The sequence below is a fragment of the Mesorhizobium sp. Cs1299R1N1 genome (assembly GCF_037179655.1).
Classification (GTDB): Bacteria; Pseudomonadota; Alphaproteobacteria; order Rhizobiales; family Rhizobiaceae; genus Mesorhizobium; species Mesorhizobium salmacidum.
In genome coordinates, this window is sequence record NZ_JAPYKR010000016.1 from 90,790 (window position 1) to 107,152 (window position 16,363).

Below are 16,363 nucleotides of genomic sequence, written 5' to 3' on the forward strand. Positions count from 1 at the left end.
ACCAACTCAACCGTGGGCAGACGGCTTTCGCTGCGCGCTTGGCCGCGTTCGCTGACGTTCCGCGTCATCGCGTTCTCCACCGTGTGGGCGATCCTGACCCTGGTCGTCATCTTCACCCTGATCACCACGCTCTACCGCCAGGCCAGCGAGCGAGGCTTCGACAGTTTGCTGTCGGCGCATTTGTTCAACCTGATCGGCTCCATCGGCATTTCCGACAGCGGTGCGCTGACCGGTTCCCCCGATCTTGGCGATCTCCGTTTCTCGGAACCGAATTCGGGCTGGTACTGGTCCGTCGAGCCCGCCTCGGAAGGCGTGCATGGCGATCTTCATTCTTCGTCCATGACCCGGACCATCCCGTCGCCCGACGTGGCGGATGTTCCCTTCAACGCCAATTTCCAGCGCAGCTATGCCGCGCAAGGCATTAATGGCGAGGAACTGGTCGTGTTCGAGAGCGAATTCGTTCTCGATGCCAAGAACCGCGCCGCGCGCTTCCGCGTCATGGGCAACAAGACCGAACTGGAGCAGGAAATAGGGACCTTCCAGCGCCGCTTGCTGACCTATCTCAGCCTGTTCGGCATCGGCATGATCGCCATCAACGCCATCGCCATCCTGCTCGGGCTGCAGCCGCTGCGCAGGGTCCGGAACGCACTTGCCATGGTGCGCGAGGGCACCGCGCAGAGGCTCGACGGCCGCTTTCCGGCCGAGATCGAACCATTAGCCAACGAAACCAACGCGTTGATTGAAAACAACAAACGCATTGTCGAGCGCTCGCGGACGCAGGTCGGCAATCTCGCCCATTCGCTGAAGACACCGCTTGCCGTTCTGCTCAACGAGGGCCGGGCGCTTGGTGGCGCCAAGGGACAGTTGATCGCCGAGCAGGCCGCCTCCATGCAAAAGCAGATCGACCACTATTTGCAGCGCGCCCGCGTCGCGGCGCAGCGCGACAGCGTCGTCTACCGCACGCCGGTGGCACCGCTGGTGCAGCGCATGGTGCGCGTTTTACAGAAGCTCAACCCGCAGACCAGTCTGTCGCTGTCGTTGCCCGCGGCCGAGCTCATCTTTGCCGGCGAACGCGAGGACCTTGAGGAACTGCTTGGCAACCTTCTCGAAAATGCGATGAAGTGGGCAAAGAGCGCGGTGTCGGTTACGGTTGCGCCCTTGGCCAGCAGCGGTGACAACCTGTTCGAGATCAGCATCGACGACGACGGCCCTGGCATTCCCGAAGACAAGGCGCGCGAAGCCATGAAGCGTGGACGCCGCCTGGACGAGACAAAGCCTGGAACGGGTCTGGGCCTCGCCATCGTCGCCGACCTCGTCAACGAATATGGAGGCGGGCTGGTGCTGGAACGGTCCGGCATGGGTGGATTAAAGGCAGTGGTGCGATTGCGGAGCCTTCAGTGACGTTTCCCCAGGCCAATCGACACCGACGGGCGGCCCATGCTATGGCGGCATATCGATTGACCTCGGACTGGCCGGCGGCGGCCAAATTTCCGGCAAATATCAACACTATGGCCACGCCCACTTCTCAGATGATGCTCCCCGCGCATCCATGGCAGGCTCCAACTCAGGAATACCGGTTGTTGGCATGAAGATTCGCGTCGCGCTTGTTTCCGCCTTGCTGGCCGTATCGGGCTGCACCACCTTGAGCGGCAAGGGCCCGACCGTGGCGGCGACACCGGCTTCGACGCCTCCGGCCAGCGGCAAGGTCGTCACCAAATCGATCATTTCCGCCATGGGCGGTGGTCTCATTGGCGGGTCGATCGGCAATGGCCTGAGCGATACCGAAAAGCGCAGCGCGCTCGAGGCCGAATACAAGGCGCTTGAATATACGACGAGCGGCCAGAAGGTGGCGTGGAAGGGCGATCAGGCGTCGCGCCATGGCGAGGTGGTTCCAGCCCAGCCTTACCGCGTTGGTTCGCAGGATTGCCGCCAGTACACGCAGACGGTATTCACAGGCAGCGCCAGTGTCACGGCGCACGGAACGGCCTGCCGCAATGCCGACGGCAGTTGGACGCCATTGACCTAGCCAACCGGGTCCGGTTGCGATCCGGCCAGTTGATGTCGATCAAGGACATTCGTCGTGCCTGCCGTCAAAGCGTCGCAGGATGCCTGTGTTGGCAGGGCAGGGCTCTGCCTTTATTGGAAGAACCATGCTGTTCTGGGTCATAGCCGCAATTCTCACGCTGGGCGCCAGCCTGGCGGTGCTTTTGCCGCTGGCCGGAGCCTCCAAGGGCGCGCCATCGAGCGGCGATCACGATCTGGAAGTCTATCGCGATCAATTGGCCGAACTCGACCGCGACGCCGCACGCGGCCTGATCGGGCCCGCTGAAGCGGCCGAGGCGCGCGCCGAGATCGCCCGCCGCATCCTTCGTCTCGGCAATGCTGATCCGGCCGGCAAGACGTCCGGCAGGTCGGTATCGGTCACGGTACGACTTGTCGCGACCGTCGCCGTGCTTGCGGTGCCGTTGGTCAGTTGGGGGCTCTACAGCCAGATCGGCTCGCCTGACTTGCCGTCGCAGCCGCTCAGCGACCGGCTGGCCAAGAACCCCGCCGACAGTTCGGTCGATGAGCTGGTAGCGCGCGCCGAAGCCCATCTTGCAGCCAATCCTTCCGATGGCAGAGGCTGGGACGTGCTGGCGCCGGTCTATCTGCGCATGCAGCGCTTTGCCGACGCCGCGGCGGCCTACCGCAACGCCATACGCCTCGACGGCGACAGCGCCGTCCGCCGGGCCGGCCTCGGCGAGGCGATCGCCGGTGCCGCGGGCGGTATTGTTTCGGCCGATGCCCAGGATGCCTTCGAGGCGGCCTTGAAGCTTGACCCGGCCAATGCGAAAGCCAGCTTCTATCTGGCCATGGCGTTGGCGCAGGAGGGCCGCGGCAAGGAAGCGGCCGCGGCCTGGCAGGCGATGCTTGGTACGCTGCCGCCGGATTCGCCATGGCGCGGCGCCGTCGAACAGGCATTGGCCAAATCCGGCGGCCCCGAAGTCGCTTCCGGCGCAGCCGCGAAAGGCCCCGATGCCGCCGATGTCGACGCGGCATCCTCCATGTCGCCGCAGGACAGGGAAGCCATGATCAACACCATGGTTGCCGGCCTCGACGACAAACTTCGTCAAAATCCGCGCGACCCGGAAGGATGGATGCGGCTGGTTCGTTCCTATGTCGTGCTGGGCAAGACCGATCAGGCACGCGATGCGCTGGGCCGCGCCATTGCGGTCTTTGGGGCCGACAGTGACGAAGCCAGGAAATTCACCGCCTTTGCCGCCTCGCTCGGCTTGACGGCGACGGAGTAGAACTTGACATGACGCGCAAGCAGAAACGATTGTCGGTGATTGTGGGTGGCTTGGCTTTCCTCGCCGCCGCCACCGGCCTGACCTTCTACGCGCTTGGCCAGAAAGCGTCCTATTTCTACATGCCGGCCGACCTGACCACGGCCAGTGTGGAGCCCGGCCAGCGCATCAGGCTCGGCGGTTTGGTCGAAAAAGGCACTATCCAGCGCGGCAAGGGCGCGACCGTTGCCTTTTCGGTCACCGACACCCACAAATCGATCAAGGTGACCTATACCGGCATCCTGCCCGATCTTTTCCGCGAAGAGCAGGGCGTCATCACCGAGGGCACCTTCGGCACCGACGGTGTCTTTGTCGCCGACAGCGTGTTGGCCAAGCATGATGAGCGCTACATGCCCAAGGAAGTTGCCGACGGGTTGAAGGCCAAGGGTGTCTGGCAGGAGAGCAAGAGTGAATAACTCTGGCGGGAGAGCAAGCGTGAGTAGCGGGAATGGTTGAAACCGGACATTTCGCCCTGGTTCTGGCGTTCGCGCTTTCGCTGGTGCAGACCGTCGTGCCGCTGTTTGGCGCGCGGCTGAACAACCAGCGCCTGATGGCAGTCGGCGGTCCGGTCGCGGTGACCGGTTTTGCCCTGACGGCGCTGTCCTTCGCCGCACTTGCGAGCGCTTATGCAAGCTCCGATTTCTCGCTGGCGACCGTCTGGGAGAACTCGCATTCGCTGCAGCCGCTGATCTACAAGATCACCGGAACCTGGGGCAACCATGAGGGCTCGATGCTGCTCTGGGTGCTGATCCTGACCTTCTTCGGCGCGCTTGTCGCCGCTTTCGGCTCCAACCTGCCGGCGACGCTGCGCGCCAACGTGCTTGCGGTGCAGGGCGCAATTGGCGCTACCTTTTTCCTGTTCATCCTGGCGACGTCCAATCCTTTCATCCGGCTCAATCCGGCGCCCATCGAAGGCCGCGATCTCAACCCGATCCTGCAGGACCTTGGCCTCGCCATTCATCCGCCGCTGCTTTATCTCGGCTATGTCGGGTTCTCGATCTGCTTTTCCTTCTCGGTCGCGGCCCTTATCGAGGGGCGCATCGATGCCTCCTGGGCGCGCTGGGTGCGGCCGTGGACACTGGTCGCCTGGATGTTCCTGACCGGCGGCATCGCGATGGGATCGTACTGGGCCTATTACGAACTCGGCTGGGGCGGTTTCTGGTTCTGGGATCCGGTCGAGAACGCTTCCTTCATGCCGTGGCTGGCGGGCACCGCGCTGCTGCATTCGGCCATCGTCATGGAAAAGCGCTCGGCGTTGAAGATCTGGACGCTGCTGCTTGCCATTTTGACCTTCTCGCTGTCGCTGCTTGGCACCTTCCTGGTGCGTTCGGGCGTCCTGACTTCCGTCCACGCCTTTGCCACCGATCCGACGCGCGGCGTCTTCATCCTGTGCATCCTGACGTTGTTCATCGGTGGCTCGCTGGCACTGTTTGCGCTGCGCGCCTCGAAATTGACGGCAGGCGGCCTGTTCCATCCGATTTCGCGCGAAGGGGCTCTCGTCCTCAACAATCTGTTCCTGACCACGGCGACCGCCACCGTGCTGGTCGGCACGCTCTATCCGCTGGCGGTCGAGGCTTTTTCGGCCGACAAGATTTCGGTCGGGGCGCCGTTCTTCAATCTTACCTTCGCCCCGCTCATGGTGCCGCTGCTGGTGATAGTTCCCTTTGGGCCGCTGCTGGCCTGGAAGCGCGGCGATGTCTTTGGCGTCGCGCAGCGTCTGATGGTGGCGTTTGCGGCCGCCCTTCTGGCAACGCTGGTCACCGCCTTGTTCATCGACGGCGCTTCGGTGCTTGCCGCGCTTGGCGTCGGCCTTGCCGTCTGGCTGATCCTTGGCGCGCTGACCGACCTCGCCGTCAAGGCGGGGTTAGGCAATGCCTCCGCGCCGATCATGGTCAGGCGCCTGGTTGGTTTGCCGCGGTCGGTCTTCGGGACCGCTTTCGCGCATCTTGGCCTCGGCCTGACCGTGCTCGGCATCGTCGGCACGCTCTGCTTCGGCACGGAGAAGATACTGTCGATGCATGCCGGTGAAATCGTCGAAATCTCCGGCCGCACGGTGCGTTTGGTCGGGCTCTATCCCGCGCAGGGACCGAACTACAGCGAGGATCGCGGCCGTTTCGAGCTGATCGGCGTCAGCGGCAGCCCAATCGGCGAAATCAACTCCGCCAAGCGTTTCTATCCCGTGCGACAGATGACGACGACGGAGTCCGGCATCAAGACCATCGGCCTCTCCCAGCTCTACCTTTCGCTCGGCGACGAGGGCAAAGACGGCTCGGTCGTGGTGCGTCTGTGGTGGAAGCCGCTGGTGACGCTGATCTGGGGCGGCGGCCTAGTGATGATGGCGGGTGCGGCTATGTCGCTGATGGACAGACGCCTGCGTGTCGGCGCGCCATCGCGCCGTCGCAAGCAGGCGGTGGCGCCGGCGGGCCTGCCATGAGGGCGAGGTTTTCACTGACATCGATTGTCCTGCTGCTGGCGCTGTTTCTTGCCGGCACGGCGCTGGCGGTGAAGCCCGACGAGATGCTGGCCGATCCGGCCCTCGAGGCGCGGGCCCGGGCGCTGTCGGAAGGCTTGCGCTGCATGGTCTGCCAGAATCAGTCGATCGACGAATCCGACGCCGACCTTGCTCGCGACCTGCGTATCCTGGTGCGCCAGCGCCTCGTCGCCGGCGATACCGACCAGCAGGTGATGGATTATGTCGTTTCCCGCTACGGCGAGTTCGTGCTGCTGAAGCCGCGCTTCGACCTGCGCAACGCGTTGCTGTGGGGCACGCCGGTTCTGTTGCTGCTGGTGGGAGGCGTATTTATCGCTCTAAGCGCGCGCTCGCGCCGGACGCTGGCGACGAAATCCCTGTCAGCCGACGAGCAGGCGACATTGGACGCGATCCTGCACCGCGACTGACAGCCCAGTCGCCCGCTAACATTACCAAAGTTTCATGTGCCGGAAATGGCGTCGTAATGTGCGCCGCTCTAAATTCTCGTTTCTTGAGGATGCCGATCAAGGCGCGTCCGTTTGAAAGAGGATAAGAGATCCATGAATATTGCCCCCAATTCATATTCCCTCACCCGCAAGCGTCTTCTCGCTGCCGTCGCGTCCGTCGCTGTCGCCGGCGCGATCGGCTTTGGCGCGCTGACCAGTGGAACCAGCCCCGTTCTGGCTGACGCCGTGCGTGTCGAGGCTCCGCAAGTCCCGAGCTTCGCCGATGTCGTGGAGCGCGTTTCGCCGGCCGTGGTCAGCGTCAAGGTCAAGGCCAAGCTGCAACCGACAGCCGATGACGGTTCCGACGATCAGGGCGGTTTCGACAATCTTCCCAACAATCCGCAGCTGCGCCGCTTCTTCAAGGAATTCCGCGGCTTTGGTGACCAGGACCAGGGTGGTCAGAACGACGAAGGTCACCGCCGCTTCGGCCACCGCGACCGCAACAACGATCAGCCGCGCCCGGTGGCGCAGGGCTCCGGCTTCTTCATTTCTGAAGACGGTTATCTCGTCACCAACAACCACGTCGTCGAAGAAGGCACCGCCTTCACCGTGGTGACCAATGACGGCAAGGAACTCGACGCCAAGCTGGTCGGCACCGATCCGCGCACCGACCTCGCCGTGCTCAAGGTCGACGGCGGCGGCAAGTTCACCTATGTCGACTTCGCCGACGATTCCAAGGTTCGCGTCGGCGACTGGGTCGTGGCTGTCGGCAACCCGTTCGGCCTCGGCGGCACCGTTACCGCCGGCATCGTCTCGGCGCGCGGCCGCGATATCGGCGCCGGCCCCTATGACGATTTCCTCCAGATCGATGCCTCGGTCAACCGCGGCAATTCGGGCGGCCCGACCTTCAATCTCAACGGCCAGGTGGTCGGCATCAACACCGCCATCTTCTCGCCCTCGGGCGGCAGCGTCGGCATCGCCTTCGACATTCCTGCCTCGACCGCCAAGCAGGTCGTCGGAGACCTGATGAAGAATGGCGCGGTCCAGCGCGGCTGGCTCGGTGTCGAAATCCAGCCGGTCACCTCCGACATCGCCGAATCGCTCGGTCTGAAGTCCAACAATGGCGCCCTGGTTTCGAGCGCCCAGGATGATGGCCCCGGCAAGAAGGCCGGCATTACCGCAGGTGATGTCATCACCCAGGTCGATGGCAAGGACGTTGCCTCGCCGAAGGAACTGGCCCGCCTGATCGGCGCCTATTCGCCGGGCAAGTCGGTTGACGTCACCGTGTGGCGTGACGGCAAGGGCCAGACTGTCAAGGTCGATCTCGGCAAGCTGCCCGCCAGCGACAAGCAGGCGTCGGGCGACCAGCAGCAGCAACCCGCCGCTCCGGCAAAACCGGACACGCTGGCCGATCTCGGCCTCACCGTCACCAAGTCCGAAAACGGCAAGGGTCTGGTGGTGACCGATGTCGACCCCGACAGCGCCGCCGCCGATCGCGGCATCCAGCCGGGCGACGTCATCACCGCGGTCAACTCGGCGGAGGTCAACGGCACCGAAGACGTCACCAAGGCCATGGCCGATGCGGTCAAGTCCGGACGCAAGTCGGTGCTGATGCAGATCTCCCGCGACGACAACAACCGCTTCGTCGCGCTGCCGGTGGCCAAGGGCTGAGACGACTTTTCCAATGCGGCGGTTTCAACACCCCCGAGTCGCCGCATGGGAAAGCAAGAAGGAGAGCCCGTTAGTCAGTCATCGCGCTCTTCTTCAGCGGCAGCGGGCTTCCCATCGCCCGCTGCCGCGCCCGCATATGACGGCCCATCACGCCCCATGCCCGAAGCCGACTGGTTCGGTGGTTGCGGGTAACGACATGACCGGGAACCGGCATGTCCGGCGTAACGACGCCACGGAACAAAGATTTTATCGCGCGCGCTCTCGATCCTCTTGATCGCGATGTGCTTTGGCAAAGGCTAAAATGCAGATGCCGGCTACTCAACCTTCCAGCGAAATCGCGTATAACGGCCCTATGAAGATTCTCGTCATAGAAGACGATCGCGAGGCTGCGGATTATCTGCAGAAAGCCTTCACGGAAGCGGGTCATACCGCGCATGTCGCGGGTGACGGCGAGACCGGCTTCGCGCTTGCCGATGCGGGTGATTATGACGTGATGGTCATCGATCGGATGATGCCGCGCCGCGACGGCCTGTCGGTCATTGCCGCTCTCCGCTCCAGGGGCAACACGACGCCGGTGCTGATCCTGTCGGCACTGGGCGAGGTCGATGACCGGGTCACTGGCCTGCGCGCCGGCGGCGACGACTATCTCACCAAGCCCTATGCCTTTTCCGAACTTCTGGCTCGCGTCGAGGTGCTGAATCGACGCGCCAGCGCCAAGGAGGCCGAGACCGTCTACCGGGTTGGCGACCTTGAACTCGACAGGCTGTCGCATTCCGTCCGCCGGGCGGCGCGCGAGATCACGCTGCAGCCACGCGAATTCCGTTTGCTCGAATATCTTATGCGCCATGCCGGCCAGGTGGTGACGCGCACCATGCTGCTCGAAAATGTCTGGGATTATCATTTCGATCCGCAGACCAATGTCATCGATGTCCACGTCTCGCGGCTGCGCGGCAAGATCGAAAAGGGTTTCGACAAGCCCATCCTGCATACGGTTCGTGGCGCCGGCTACATGCTGAAGGGCGGCTAGGCGGCAGCATGGCGCTTTCCGTGCCCGCCATCATGAAGACGACGGCCGCACGGCTTTCGGCGCTGTATCTCCTGCTCTTTGCACTCTGCGCGGTGCTGCTCGTCCTCTATATGACTTCGCTCTCGGCGCGCATGCTGACGGCGCAGACGCAGGAGACCATCAACGACGAAGTGCTCGGCCTTGCCCGCGCCTATCAGCGCGGAGGTCTGCCGGTATTGGTCCGCGTGGTCGAGGCCCGCTCGCGCCAGCCCGGCGCCAACCTCTATCTGATCGCCGATGCCAACGGCCAGATCCTGACAGGCAATGTGCAGAGTCTTGAACCTGGGGTGATCGACACCGAGGGCTGGACGACCGAGCCGTTCTCCTACAAGCGCTTCGGCGAGGGTGAGCTTGATCGCCTGCGCAGCGGAACGTCGGACCAGGCGACGCCTCCTTCGACTGGCGATAATGCGCCGCCGCAGGCCGAAGGCGAAAAGGGTCACAACGCCATTGCCCTGGTGCTGCGGCTGCCGAACCAGATGATCATGCTGGTCGGCCGCGATCTCGGCGAACCGGAGCGGTTCCGTGCCGTCATCCGCCGTTCGCTGGTGCTGGCGCTCGGCATGATGGGGGTGGGCGGCATCCTGATCTGGTTCTTTGTTGGCCGCGCGGCATTGAAGCGTATCGACGGGGTTTCCAAGGCAAGCCGGCGCATTATGGGCGGTGATCTCAGTGGCCGGTTGCCGGTGACCGGCGCCGGTGACGAGTTCGACCGGCTATCGGAAAATCTCAACGTCATGCTGGCCAGGATCTCCACGCTCAACGAAGGCCTGAAGCAGGTATCCGACAACATCGCGCATGACCTGAAGACGCCGCTGACCCGGCTGCGCAACCGGGCCGAAGCGACGCTTTCCGGCAAGCAGAAAACATCGGACTATCGGCAGGCGCTGGAAGGCACCATCGCCGAGTCCGACCAGCTGATAAAAACCTTCAACGCCATCCTGATGATCTCCCGGCTGGAGGCTGGGTATTCTTCCGAGCACACCAACCGCGTCGATCTGGGGGCGGCCGTGCGTGATGTGGTCGAACTCTACGAGCCCGTGGCCGAGGAGGCTGGCGTTGCGCTGGACGCCGAGGTGAACGGTGCTTTTGTCATTGACGGCAACCGCGAACTGATCGGCCAGGCGCTTTCCAACATCGTCGACAATGCGATCAAGTACTCAACCGATTCCACATCCAAGCCGGCGGTCCGTGTGGCGCTCGAACGCACGCATGGCGAGATCAGGCTTTCCGTCGCCGACAACGGCCAGGGCATTCCCGACGAAGCCGATCGCGCCCGGGCGACCGAACGGTTCGTGCGGCTGGAGAAGAGCCGTTCGCAGCCTGGTTCCGGCCTTGGCCTCAGTCTCGCCAAGGCGGTCATGACATTCCATTACGGCCGGCTTGACCTGTTGCCTGGCAATCCGGGACTATCCGTGGTCATGAGTTTCCCCGCGCGGGAGGACCACTAATGGCGGCCGTTGCCAAGCGGAGCAAGACAGACTGGTTGCTAAGCCTGGAAACCCCCCTTGTTCCGCTCGACGAGAGCCGGGCACGGCAGGAACTGTCCGAAATCGCGGACGCAGCGCGCGAAGAAGGGCTGACACGGGCAGCCAAATTCCTGGCCGGCAAGGGGACGGCGCAGGATTTCCTGGCCGCCGTCTTCGACCTTTCGCCGTTCCTGCGCGATACGGCGCGCCGCCGGCCGCAAATCCTGGACGGCCTCTTCGACCTGCCGGTCGAGACCCGCCTGAAGGCGATCACCGCCGCGATCGACCAGGCGCCGCTGGCGGAAATGGTCTCGGAATCCGGCCTGATGATGGAACTGCGCCGGCATAAGGCCGAGGCGCATTTCCTGATCGCACTCGCCGATCTTTCGGGCGAGGCTGAAACCTCGCTGACTGTAAGGCGGTTGAGCGATCTCGCCGACGCCTGCACCCGTGCGGCCGTCGATTTCCTGCTGCGTGACGCGCATGGCCAGGGCAAGCTCAAACTGCCCGACCTCGACAGTCCGTCGCATCAATCGGGCTGGATCCTGCTCGGCATGGGCAAGCTCGGCGCGCATGAGCTGAATTTCTCCTCCGACATCGACCTCGTCGTGTTCTTCGATCCGGAAGCGCCCGCCGTGGTCGATCCACTCGACGCCACCGACCTGTTTTCACGCCTGACGCGGCGGCTGGTGCGCATCCTGCAGGATCGCACCGAGCACGGCTATGTCTTCCGCACCGATCTGCGGCTGCGTCCGGATCCCGGCTCGACGCCGCTCGCGATCCCCGTTGAAGCCGCGCTACGCTATTACGAGGCGCGCGGCCAGAACTGGGAGCGTGCCGCGATGATCAAGGCGCGCCCGGTCGCCGGCGATCTCGCGGCGGGCGATGCCTTTCTCAAGGAGCTCCAGCCCTATATCTGGCGCAAATACATGGACTATGCGGCTATTGCCGACGTCCATTCGATCAAGCGCCAGATCCATGCCCATAAGGGTCATGGCGAGATCGCCGTGAAAGGGCACAACGTCAAGCTAGGGCGCGGCGGCATCCGCGAGATCGAGTTCTTCGTCCAGACCCAGCAGCTCATCGCCGGCGGCCGCTTCCCGGAGCTGCGCGGCCGCGAAACCGTGCCGATGCTCGGTCAGCTCGCGGCTCGGGGCTGGATCACATCAGATGCGCGTGACGCGCTCGCGCGCCAGTACTGGTTCCTGCGTCGCGTCGAACACGCCATACAGATGGTGGCCGACGAGCAGACGCACACGCTGCCGGAAGACGATGAAGGGCTGGAGCGCATCGCCCGCATGCTGGGCTTTGCCGACGCGGTCGTGTTTGCCGGGGCGTTCCGCGCCTCGCTGCAGCAGGTCGAGCGCCACTATGCCGCGCTGTTCGAAACCGCGCCCGAGCTTTCGGCCGGCATCGGCAACCTGGTCTTCACCGGTGACGTCGACGACCCGGACACGCTGCGGACCTTGCACGGCCTCGGTTTTCAGAGGCCAAGCGATATCTGCCGTGTCATCCGCGGCTGGCATTTCGGGCGCTATCGCGTCACCCGGTCGGCGGAGGCGCGCGAGCGGCTGACGGAACTGACACCGGCACTGCTCAAGGCCTTTGGCCAAACGCGCCGGGCCGATGAGGCGCTGGTCCGTTTCGACGAATTCCTCGCTGGCCTGCCGGCCGGCATCCAGCTGTTCTCGTTGTTGCAGTCGAACCCCGCACTGCTCAGGCTGATGGCGACGATCATGGGCGGAGCACCCCGGCTGGCGGCGATCATCACTCGCCGGCCGCATGTCTTCGACGGCCTGCTCGACCCGGCATTGCTGACCGAGCTTCCCGACCGCGGCTATCTCTCGGCGCGGCTGTCGGCCTTCCTCGAAGGCGACAGGGCCTATGAGGACGTGCTCGACCGGCTGCGCATATTTGCTTCCGAGCAGAAATTCCTGATCGGTGTGCGGCTGCTCGCGGGTTCGATCGATCCGGCCCGCGCCGGCCGCGCCTTCTCCGATCTGGCGGACCTGACCATCGGGGCTGCGTTGCAAGCGGTGACCGCAGAATTCGCGGTGCGCCACGGCACGATTGCCGGTGGCGTGGTTTCGCTGCTCGGAATGGGCAAGCTCGGCAGCCGCGAATTGACCGCCGGATCGGATGTCGATCTTATTCTGCTTTACGACCACGATACGGATGCCGAGGACTCCGACGGTGAAAAGCCGCTGGCGCCTTCGCATTACTACACCCGCATGACGCAGCGGCTGATATCGGCTGTATCGGCGCCGACGGCGGAAGGGGTGCTCTACGAGCTCGACCTGCGTTTGCGGCCGTCCGGCAACAAGGGACCGGTCGCCACCCACATCGATGCCTTCAAGAAATACCAGCGCCAGGAGGCTTGGACCTGGGAGCACATGGCCCTGTCGCGGGCGCGGCCGATTGCTGGTGACCCCAGCCTGTGCGGCGAGGTCGAGGCGGAAGTTGCCGCGTTGCTCAGCCAGCCGCGCGATGCGGCGAAGGTGAGGGCGGAGGCGTCGGACATGCGTGCCATGATCGAGCAGGAAAAGGCGCCCCGCGACCTCTGGGACATCAAGCTGATCCCGGGTGGTCTGATCGATCTGGAATTCATCGCCCAGGTGGCTGTCATCACCGCGCAGGTCGAGGCCGGGCCGCGCGCCACCGGTACGGCCGAGATCCTGTCTCGCCTGACGCCACGTTTCGCCAATGCCGGGATCAGGCAGGACCTTGGCGATGCCTACGCCCTCTATCTGGCGCTGACCCAGATGACGCGGCTGTGCCTTACCGGACCCTTCGAACGTGACGACGTTCCGCCGGGGCTTTCGGATCTGCTTCTGGCGGTCACCGACCTGCCGGATTTCGGTGTGCTGGAGGCACACCTCAAGGAGACGTCGCAAAAGGTCAGGAAGGATTTCGACCTTTTGCTTCGTGCCGGGGCTTCGTGATCAACGAGCGTTCGGCCGCATCGGGGGTGACGATGCAACAGGAGAAAACCATGAGAAAGACAACCAAGCTCGCAATTGCGTTCATCGCCCTGGCCGGAGCCGTCGGCGGCGGCGCCTATGCCGAGAATATCGACAGCGCAAACATGCGTGAGCGCACCATGATGCGGCTCGACAAGGCGATGAAGGACAATGATGGCACCATCACCTTCGACCAGTTCTCCGATGTCATGGACGCGCGGCTCAAGAAGCTCGTGGCTGACAATGGCGGCAAACTGACTGTCGCTCAACTCGCCGACGCACTGGAGAAGGCGCGCTTCGAACGTATGGCAAGGCGCATCATCGCCCGTTACGACAGCAAGGGCGACGGCACGCTGACATCAGATGACATCAGCGGCCGCGAAAAGAAGCTTTTCGCGATACTCGACAAGAACAATGACGGAAAGATCGAGAACCGCGAGCTGCCGAAGAGCGGGCGCTTTGGCCGTCATCGTCAAGGAGGCGGCGACGACGAAAACGGCATGCAGTGAGGCTGGCTGACGCAGGCTCCGGGCCGTCAGCCGGAGCCTGCCGCTCAGGCCGCGGCCTTGACCGCAGGCGGAGCCTTCTTCACCGGAATGCGCACCGACACGATCGTGCCGACGCCTTCGGTGGAGCGGATCTTCAGTGCGCCGCCTTGCAACTCGGCCAGCGAGCGGGAAATGGCAAGGCCAAGTCCGGAGCCGGCATGGTTCTTGGAAAACTGGTTCTGCACCTGCTCGAAGGGGCGCCCAAGCTTGCCAAGCGCTTCCTTCGGGATACCGCAGCCATTGTCCTCGATCGTCAGTACCAGCGCGCCTGAGGTGTTGCGGGCCCTGACCGATATGTGGCCGCCCTGGCCGGTGAATTTCACCGCGTTGGACAGGAGGTTGATGACGATCTGCTTGATCGCCCGGCGATCGGCGAACAGCGTTAGCGCGTCGGCGATACGCGTTTCCACGGTGATCGCCTTCTGCGCCGCCTGCAGCGACACGACACGCACGGTTTCGCTGATCAACGGACCGAGGTCGATCTGTTCCTGGTCCAGCGAGAACTGGCCGGCCTCGATCTTGGACATATCGAGAATGTCGTTGATGACGCCGAGCAGGTATTTGCCGCTGCTGTTGATGTCGGTGGCGTACTCCTCGTAGCGCTCCGACCCCAGCGGGCCGAACAGCCTTTGTTCCATCAGTTCGGAGAAGCCGATGATGGCGTTGAGCGGCGTGCGCAGTTCATGCGACATGTTGGCCAGGAATTCGGATTTGGCCCGGTTCGCCGCTTCGGCGCGCTCGGTTTCCTTCATGTATTTGCGGTTGAGGTCGACCAGTTCGCGCGACCGTTCCTCTTCGGCCCGCCGTGCGAGGCTGAGATCATGGATCGTCGCCATCAGCCGGCGCTCGCTGTCGACCAGCTTTTCCTGATGCAGCTTGATCTGGGTGATGTCGGATCCGACCGAGACGATGCCGCCGTCCCTGGTCCTGAGTTCGTTGACCTGCAGCCAGCGGCCGTCGGACAGCTGCCGCTCGAACGTGGCGCCGCCCTGCGGACCATTTGTGTTGGCAAGCCGGCGCTCCGAAGCAAAGGCCAGCATCCGCTCTTCCAGGGATGCGCGCGTCACACCTGGCATCACGTCGCGATCCGAGAGCCCGTTGTCCTGCTGGTATTTGGAATTGCACATGATCAGGTTCTGAGCCGAATCCCACAACACGAAGGATTCATTGATATTTTCGATCGCGGTCCGGAGGCGAAGATCGGCCGCTTCGGAGCGCAGCGCCAGATGTCGTTGCTCGGTGACGTCGACCGCGATGCCGATCAGCTGGATCTCCGGCGCTTCCGGATCCATGACTTGGGCCCGGGCGCGCATCCACACCCACTGGCCATCGGCATGCCGCATCCGGAACACCTGGTCGATGTGATCGATCTCGCGCGCCACGATCCTGTTGGCGAGCTCGAACAGGTCGCCGTCCTCGGGATGGATGATCTCGTCGACCTCGCCGAACGACAGCATCGTCTCGCAGGGTTCGTAGCCGAGCATGTCGTACATCGAGCGCGACCAGTACATCTTGCCGCGCACCATGTCCCAGTCCCACAGGCCGCAGCGGCCGCGAACCAGCGCCATGTCGATACGCTGATGCGCTTCGAGATAGATGCGGTCGGCAGCCTGCGCGCGCGCCGCCTGTCCGAAATAGGCATAGAGGATGATGATCAGCACTCCGGCCGTCAGCACGAACAGGGTGACGTTGAGCGAGACGGTCTTGCGCCACGTGTCGAAGACCGCTTCCTGCGGCACCAGCGCCGCGGCGGCTCCCTTCCTGTCCTTGGACAGGCTGACTGCCGCATACCAGTCCTCACCGCCGATGTTGACCTCCATGACACCGGCGCGATCGCCGAACATGAACAGGGGTTGGCCGCCCTGGACGAGGCCGTCGAGCGAATGGCCTTGCCAGGGCACGGAACGTGGTGTCACCGCGGTGATCCTGAAGGCACTGTCGGTGATGACGAGCACATGGCTGCGGCCCATCGCGCCTTGGCGGCTGGTGGTCTCCAGCAGGTCCTGGGTGGCGCCCGGCAGCGCGTCCGATGTCGTGGCGAGCGAGCTGGCGAGCTGCGCGGCGCCCAGCGTCAGGATCGCCTTGGCATCGCGCTCGATGTCGTCGCGCTCGTTCATGAGCGAGAGCACGCGCAGCGCCGCGATGACGAGGAGGAAGATGACGATGAGGGCTGGTATCGACCGGCGCAAAAGCGGTTCAGCCGCCAGAAGACGCTTGTAGGCTGGTTCGGCGATGAGCCGCGTATTCCCGGCAAGGCCGTCGCTGCGCGTCTCGCGACGCGCAAAAGCCATCCCTCCGGGCGCGCCCCACGCGTCCGCCTTCGCCATAAATGGCACTCCCCGATTTCCAGTATGCCGCATTTCTATGTGCTGGTGATCCGGCAACACCGCACTTCCGAATCGCCATT

Annotated in this window: 12 protein-coding genes; 11 read left to right on the top strand and 1 reads right to left on the bottom strand. The window is 63.9% G+C overall.

Annotated elements, in window-relative coordinates; all coding sequences use genetic code 11:
• The first annotated feature begins 12 nt into the window (after positions 1 to 12).
• From O7A70_RS28385 to O7A70_RS28435, 11 genes are all read left to right on the top strand, one after another.
• The gene (locus O7A70_RS28385) at positions 13 to 1,401 is read left to right on the top strand and encodes an ATP-binding protein (RefSeq protein ID WP_051442678.1); all 1,389 of its coding nucleotides are present in this window, start codon (positions 13 to 15) and stop codon (positions 1,399 to 1,401) included.
• A gap of 184 nt (positions 1,402 to 1,585) precedes the next feature.
• A complete protein-coding gene (locus O7A70_RS28390) occupies positions 1,586 to 2,026 on the top strand; it encodes a hypothetical protein (RefSeq protein WP_337143311.1) in 441 nt (146 codons plus the stop codon).
• A gap of 124 nt (positions 2,027 to 2,150) precedes the next feature.
• Positions 2,151 to 3,290: a c-type cytochrome biogenesis protein CcmI gene (gene ccmI, locus O7A70_RS28395; protein WP_337143312.1), complete on the top strand. Its 1,140-nt coding sequence runs from the start codon at positions 2,151 to 2,153 to the stop codon at positions 3,288 to 3,290.
• Positions 3,291 to 3,298: 8 nt separating this feature from the next.
• Positions 3,299 to 3,742 carry a cytochrome c maturation protein CcmE gene (gene ccmE / locus O7A70_RS28400; RefSeq protein ID WP_337143313.1) on the top strand — a complete coding sequence of 148 codons (444 nt, stop codon included), beginning with the start codon at positions 3,299 to 3,301 and terminating at the stop codon, positions 3,740 to 3,742.
• A gap of 32 nt (positions 3,743 to 3,774) precedes the next feature.
• The gene (locus O7A70_RS28405; protein ID WP_337143314.1) at positions 3,775 to 5,760 is read left to right on the top strand and encodes a heme lyase CcmF/NrfE family subunit; all 1,986 of its coding nucleotides are present in this window, start codon (positions 3,775 to 3,777) and stop codon (positions 5,758 to 5,760) included.
• Positions 5,757 to 6,224: a cytochrome c-type biogenesis protein gene (locus O7A70_RS28410; protein WP_337143315.1), complete on the top strand. Its 468-nt coding sequence runs from the start codon at positions 5,757 to 5,759 to the stop codon at positions 6,222 to 6,224. Before O7A70_RS28405 ends, O7A70_RS28410 begins: the two co-directional genes overlap by 4 nt.
• A 132-nt stretch (positions 6,225 to 6,356) precedes the next feature.
• On the top strand, positions 6,357 to 7,913 hold the full coding sequence (locus O7A70_RS28415) for a Do family serine endopeptidase (protein ID WP_140506059.1): 1,557 nt from the start codon (positions 6,357 to 6,359) through the stop codon (positions 7,911 to 7,913).
• Between the two features lie 352 nt (positions 7,914 to 8,265).
• Positions 8,266 to 8,940 carry a response regulator transcription factor gene (locus O7A70_RS28420; RefSeq protein ID WP_023771592.1) on the top strand — a complete coding sequence of 225 codons (675 nt, stop codon included), beginning with the start codon at positions 8,266 to 8,268 and terminating at the stop codon, positions 8,938 to 8,940.
• An 8-nt stretch (positions 8,941 to 8,948) separates the two neighbouring features.
• Complete coding sequence (locus O7A70_RS28425) at positions 8,949 to 10,430, top strand: sensor histidine kinase (protein ID WP_337143316.1); 1,482 nt, start codon at positions 8,949 to 8,951, stop codon at positions 10,428 to 10,430.
• A complete protein-coding gene (locus tag O7A70_RS28430) occupies positions 10,430 to 13,390 on the top strand; it encodes a bifunctional [glutamine synthetase] adenylyltransferase/[glutamine synthetase]-adenylyl-L-tyrosine phosphorylase (RefSeq protein WP_337143317.1) in 2,961 nt (986 codons plus the stop codon). The genes O7A70_RS28425 and O7A70_RS28430 overlap by 1 nt, the downstream gene beginning before the upstream one ends.
• 50 nt (positions 13,391 to 13,440) lie before the next feature.
• Complete coding sequence (locus tag O7A70_RS28435) at positions 13,441 to 13,917, top strand: hypothetical protein (RefSeq protein ID WP_337143318.1); 477 nt, start codon at positions 13,441 to 13,443, stop codon at positions 13,915 to 13,917.
• A gap of 44 nt (positions 13,918 to 13,961) precedes the next feature.
• On the opposite strand, the gene O7A70_RS28440 is transcribed toward O7A70_RS28435, so the two are convergent.
• Positions 13,962 to 16,283 (bottom strand): PAS domain-containing sensor histidine kinase, encoded by a 2,322-nt coding sequence (locus O7A70_RS28440; RefSeq protein ID WP_337143319.1) that lies wholly within the window; start codon positions 16,281 to 16,283, stop codon positions 13,962 to 13,964.
• Positions 16,284 to 16,363 lie beyond the last annotated feature (80 nt).